Here is a 4,002-nt window from a genome sequence, read left to right as displayed (position 1 = left end):
GCTTCCGTATGGCCGGCGCGCCGCAAGACGCCCCCCTTTTTCGCAATCAACGGAAAAACGTGGCCAGGACGTTTAAAATCGCTCGCTTTCACATTCGGATCAAGCAGCGCCTGAATCGTCGCCGCCCGCTCGTAGGCGCTGATTCCCGTCGTTGTCGTTTTGTAGTCGACACTCACCGTAAACGCTGTGCCATGCGCGTCCGTGTTATGAGTGACCATCGGCTCAAGCTCGAGCCGCTCCGCCAATTCCTCCGTAATCGGCACGCAGACGAGCCCGCGGCCATGAGTGATCATAAAGTTAATGACATCCGGCGTAGCTTTTTCGGCCAGCACGACAAAATCGCCTTCATTTTCGCGGTCTTCGTCATCGCAAACGATGATCACTTCTCCGTTTTTCAGCGCCGAAAGCGCTGCTTCAATCGTGTCAAACATCAAGCTTGCCCCCCTTTTCCACTATTTATAGCCGTGCTGCTCCAAAAATTCGACCGTCAATTTGGAGGTCGGCGTCGCTTTCGCGTCGAGGAAAGCGGCGACGTACTTGCCGATCATGTCGCACTCGATATTGACGAGATCGCCCGGCCGCTTTTCGCCTAAAATCGTCGCCTCACGCGTATGCGGAATGAGTGAAACGATGAACGTGCGCTCGCTCAGACCGAAAATCGTCAAGCTCGTCCCATCGACAGCGACCGATCCTTTCTCAATCATATAGGCGCGCAGCGAGGCCGGCACTTCGATTTCATAGTAGACGGCGTTCGCTTTCGGCCACTGCCGGATGATGCGCCCGACGCCGTCCACATGCCCGGTGACGAAATGGCCGCCAAACCGTCCCCCAGCCGCCATTGCCCGCTCCAAATTCACCTTCGATCCCGGCTTTAATGTTTTTAGCGCCGTCGCTTTCACCGTCTCCGGCATGACATCGACCGTAAACTGCCGTTCGGTGAACGATGTGACGGTCAAGCAGACGCCGTTGACGGCGATGCTGTCGCCAAGCCGCACATCTTCGAGCACCCGCTTGGCGCCAATCGTCATCACGATGGCGTCGCCGGTTTGCTTCATTTGTTCGATCGTGCCGATCTCTTCAATAATGCCAGTGAACACAACGATTCCTCCTTCCGTTTCGGCGCGGCGACGATTTTGATGTCCGGGCCGATCGTCTCGATGCGGCGGATGTCAAGCTCCACCGCTTCAGCAAGCCGGGCGAAGCCAAGGCCGCCGACCGGCGTCGGCGCCCCGCGGCCGCCGATCAGCTTCGGAGCGATATAGGCGATGACCTCATTGACTGCTCCCGCGCGGAGGAAGCTGTCATGAACGCGCGAGCCGCCTTCGACAAACAGCGACATGACTCCCTGCTCCCCAAGCAGACGGAGCACATCGCGGACATCGATCTGGGCCGTCGGCATTGAAAATACGCGCACCCCAAGGCGCTCATACGCCGCCGCTTGTTCCCGACTGACGCCGCCGGTGATGATCCACGTTTCTGCTTCCTTGTCAGCGACGACATGGGCGTCAAGCGGTGTACGCAATTTTGTATCCAAAATGATGCGGAGCGGATTTTTCCGCTTTTCCCCAAAGCGGACGGTAAGCTTCGGGTTGTCGGTCAAAACGGTGTTGACACCGACCAAAATGGCGTCATGCTGCGCACGAAGGCGATGGACATCCTCACGCGCCGCGCTTGATGTAATCCATTTGCTTTCCCCCGTCGCCGTCGCGATTTTGCCATCGAGGCTGCATGCGAACTTCAACGTGACAAACGGCGTTTTTGCGGCGATATAGTGGAAAAACATCCGATTCAATTCGTCCGCTTCGTCTTTTAATACGCCAACATCAACGTCAATGCCCGCTTGGCGCAGCTTGGCAATCCCTTTTCCCGCGACAAGCGGATTCGGGTCGGTCGTGGCAACGACGACGCGACGGACGCCCGCCTGGATGAGCAAATCGGCACATGGCGGCGTTTTTCCATAATGGCTGCACGGCTCAAGCGTCACGTACACCGTCGCACCGCGCGCCTTCTCGCCAGCCATGCGGATCGCATAGACTTCCGCGTGCGGCTCACCCGCTTTCAAATGGGCGCCAAGCCCAACAACCGTCCCACCGTTGACAACGACCGCGCCAACGGCAGGATTGGGAGACGTTTGCCCGACTCCAGCTTTGGCCACATCGAGAGCGAGCCGCATATAATGTTCATCGTTATGCACCGCACTCCCTCCTTCAATAAAAATGAAACCCCCGGGATGTCCCCGGGGGCTCATCGATGAGAGAATGACCAATGATGCGCAAACAAACACATGTTCGCCAAGCAGGCTATACCGGCCGGTCGGAAACAAAAGATACTACCATGCCTAGTCGGCCGACAGACGCTGCCCACGCGGTCTGAACCGGCCGAAAACAGCCGTGCGCATATTGGCATCCTTCTCCCATCCAGACTATACTGTCGGCTCCGGAATCGCACCGGATCCTGCCTTTCGGCTCGCGGGCTGAGGGGCGGAAAGCCCCATCACCGCCGGTCGGGAATTTCACCCTGCCCCGAAGGATGCATCACGATATCGTTATGTTCATTATACCACACGAAACGCCCTGCATCATCATTCCGCAACCCAAATCCAATACGCCGCTCCCCACAACAGGCTGGCCGCAAGCAAAAAGAAAAACAAGCGCCAGTTGTTTCGAACAGTCCGATCATCCTCGCTCATGCGCTGTTTACGGTTCGTCAAATACTTTCACTTCCTTCATCACGTCGCCGTTTTTCATCGTCTTCACGACGTCCATGCCCGATGTCACTTGGCCAAAGACGGTGTGCACCCCATCCAAGTGCGGCTGCGGCTCGTGGACGATAAAGAACTGGCAGCTGCCGGTGTCGCGGCCGCGGTGCGCCATTGACATCGCGCCGGTGACATGTCGGTGTGGATTGTTGTCCGTCTCGCACGGGATCGTATAGCCGGCATCGCCCGTTCCATTGCCGCGTGGACATCCTCCTTGGCTGACAAATCCAGGGATGACGCGGTGGAACGTCAACCCGTTATAAAAGCCTTCGTTTGCGAGCTTCTCAAAATTGGCCACCGTCGCCGGCGCCTCGTTTGGGAACAGTTCAAACTCGATTTTCCCGCCGTTTTCCATGAGAATATATCCTTTTTTCGCCACAAGCATCCAGCTCCTTTTCGACATCGAAACTGCTTTTATCATACCATGATGGCCAAGTGAAACAAAAGAAAAAATGTCTTTTCAAATTCGCACGCCGCCTGACCGCGTCGCGTTTTTCCGATAGCCAAGCAGGCGAGCGTACGGTATAATGATAATGCATTTTCGTAAACAGGAGGCGAGCTATGTGAAACGAACGATCGCTTCATCGCTGCTTTGGGCGGTGCTCTTGGCATCTCCGGGCATCGCAGCGGCCGATGCCGCGCCGGGCGATGTCATTGTGACGCTCGGGGAAAACTTAACGAATGAACAAAAGCAAAAAGTGCTCGACGAAATGAAGGCGCCGGACGGGGCGCAAACGATCACCGTCTCAAACGTTGAGGAGCATAAATATTTGGACGGACTCATTCCGAAAGCGCAAATCGGCACGCGCGCCATCTCGTCGTCGATGATCACGATAAAAGAGCCCGGCTCGGGGCTTCATGTCGAAACGCACAACATCACATGGGTGACGAAAGAGATGTATACAAACGCCTTGATCACCGCAGGGGTGAAAGATGCCGATATTTACATCACCGCTCCGTTCCCGGTTTCCGGCACCGCAGCGCTGACGGGGCTGATGAAGGCGTATGAAATTTCCTCGGACCAAGCCATCCCTGATGATGTCAAAAAAGTGGCGAACGAGGAAATGGTGCAGACGGCGAAGCTCGCCGATTCGATCGGCGCGGACAAAGCGGTCGCCCTGCTGGCGAAAATCAAACAAGAAATCGCCAACAACCCACCGCAGACGGACGCTGATTTGCGCGCCCTTATTGAAAAAATCGCCAACGACCTTGGCATTACGCTGAGCGAGAATGAAATCAACAAC

Annotated in this window: 6 protein-coding genes and 1 riboswitch; of the genes, 1 reads left to right on the top strand and 5 read right to left on the bottom strand. The window is 56.3% G+C overall.

Annotated features, from left to right (window positions below; all coding sequences use genetic code 11):
- From ribB to I656_RS01245, 5 genes are all read right to left on the bottom strand, one after another.
- A partial coding sequence (gene ribB / locus I656_RS0116855; RefSeq protein ID WP_033006695.1) for a 3,4-dihydroxy-2-butanone-4-phosphate synthase occupies positions 1 to 431 on the bottom strand: 431 nt, incomplete at its 3' end.
- Positions 432 to 452: 21 nt separating this feature from the next.
- Positions 453 to 1,097, bottom strand: a complete 645-nt coding sequence (gene ribE, locus I656_RS01235) for a riboflavin synthase (RefSeq protein WP_020756695.1) — start codon at positions 1,095 to 1,097, stop codon at positions 453 to 455.
- Positions 1,052 to 2,194, bottom strand: coding sequence for a bifunctional diaminohydroxyphosphoribosylaminopyrimidine deaminase/5-amino-6-(5-phosphoribosylamino)uracil reductase RibD (gene ribD, locus I656_RS01240; protein ID WP_013144840.1), 1,143 nt, complete (start codon positions 2,192 to 2,194; stop codon positions 1,052 to 1,054). The genes ribE and ribD overlap by 46 nt, the downstream gene beginning before the upstream one ends.
- A gap of 207 nt (positions 2,195 to 2,401) precedes the next feature.
- Positions 2,402 to 2,534, bottom strand: a riboswitch (FMN riboswitch).
- A 47-nt stretch (positions 2,535 to 2,581) separates the two neighbouring features.
- Positions 2,582 to 2,710: a hypothetical protein gene (locus I656_RS19805; protein ID WP_014196248.1), complete on the bottom strand. Its 129-nt coding sequence runs from the start codon at positions 2,708 to 2,710 to the stop codon at positions 2,582 to 2,584.
- A complete protein-coding gene (locus I656_RS01245; protein ID WP_033006697.1) occupies positions 2,697 to 3,137 on the bottom strand; it encodes a peptidylprolyl isomerase in 441 nt (146 codons plus the stop codon). Before I656_RS01245 ends, I656_RS19805 begins: the two co-directional genes overlap by 14 nt.
- A 184-nt stretch (positions 3,138 to 3,321) precedes the next feature.
- Here I656_RS01245 and I656_RS01250 point away from each other — a divergent pair.
- Positions 3,322 to 4,002, top strand: a 681-nt coding sequence (locus I656_RS01250) for a DUF1002 domain-containing protein (RefSeq protein WP_033006693.1), incomplete at its 3' end; no start/stop codon positions are given.

Source organism: Geobacillus sp. WSUCF1, from assembly GCF_000422025.1.
Classification (GTDB): Bacteria; Bacillota; Bacilli; order Bacillales; family Anoxybacillaceae; genus Geobacillus; species Geobacillus zalihae.
Note: the sequence above shows the minus strand (reverse complement) of the source record. Positions and strands in the feature narration are given on the sequence as shown.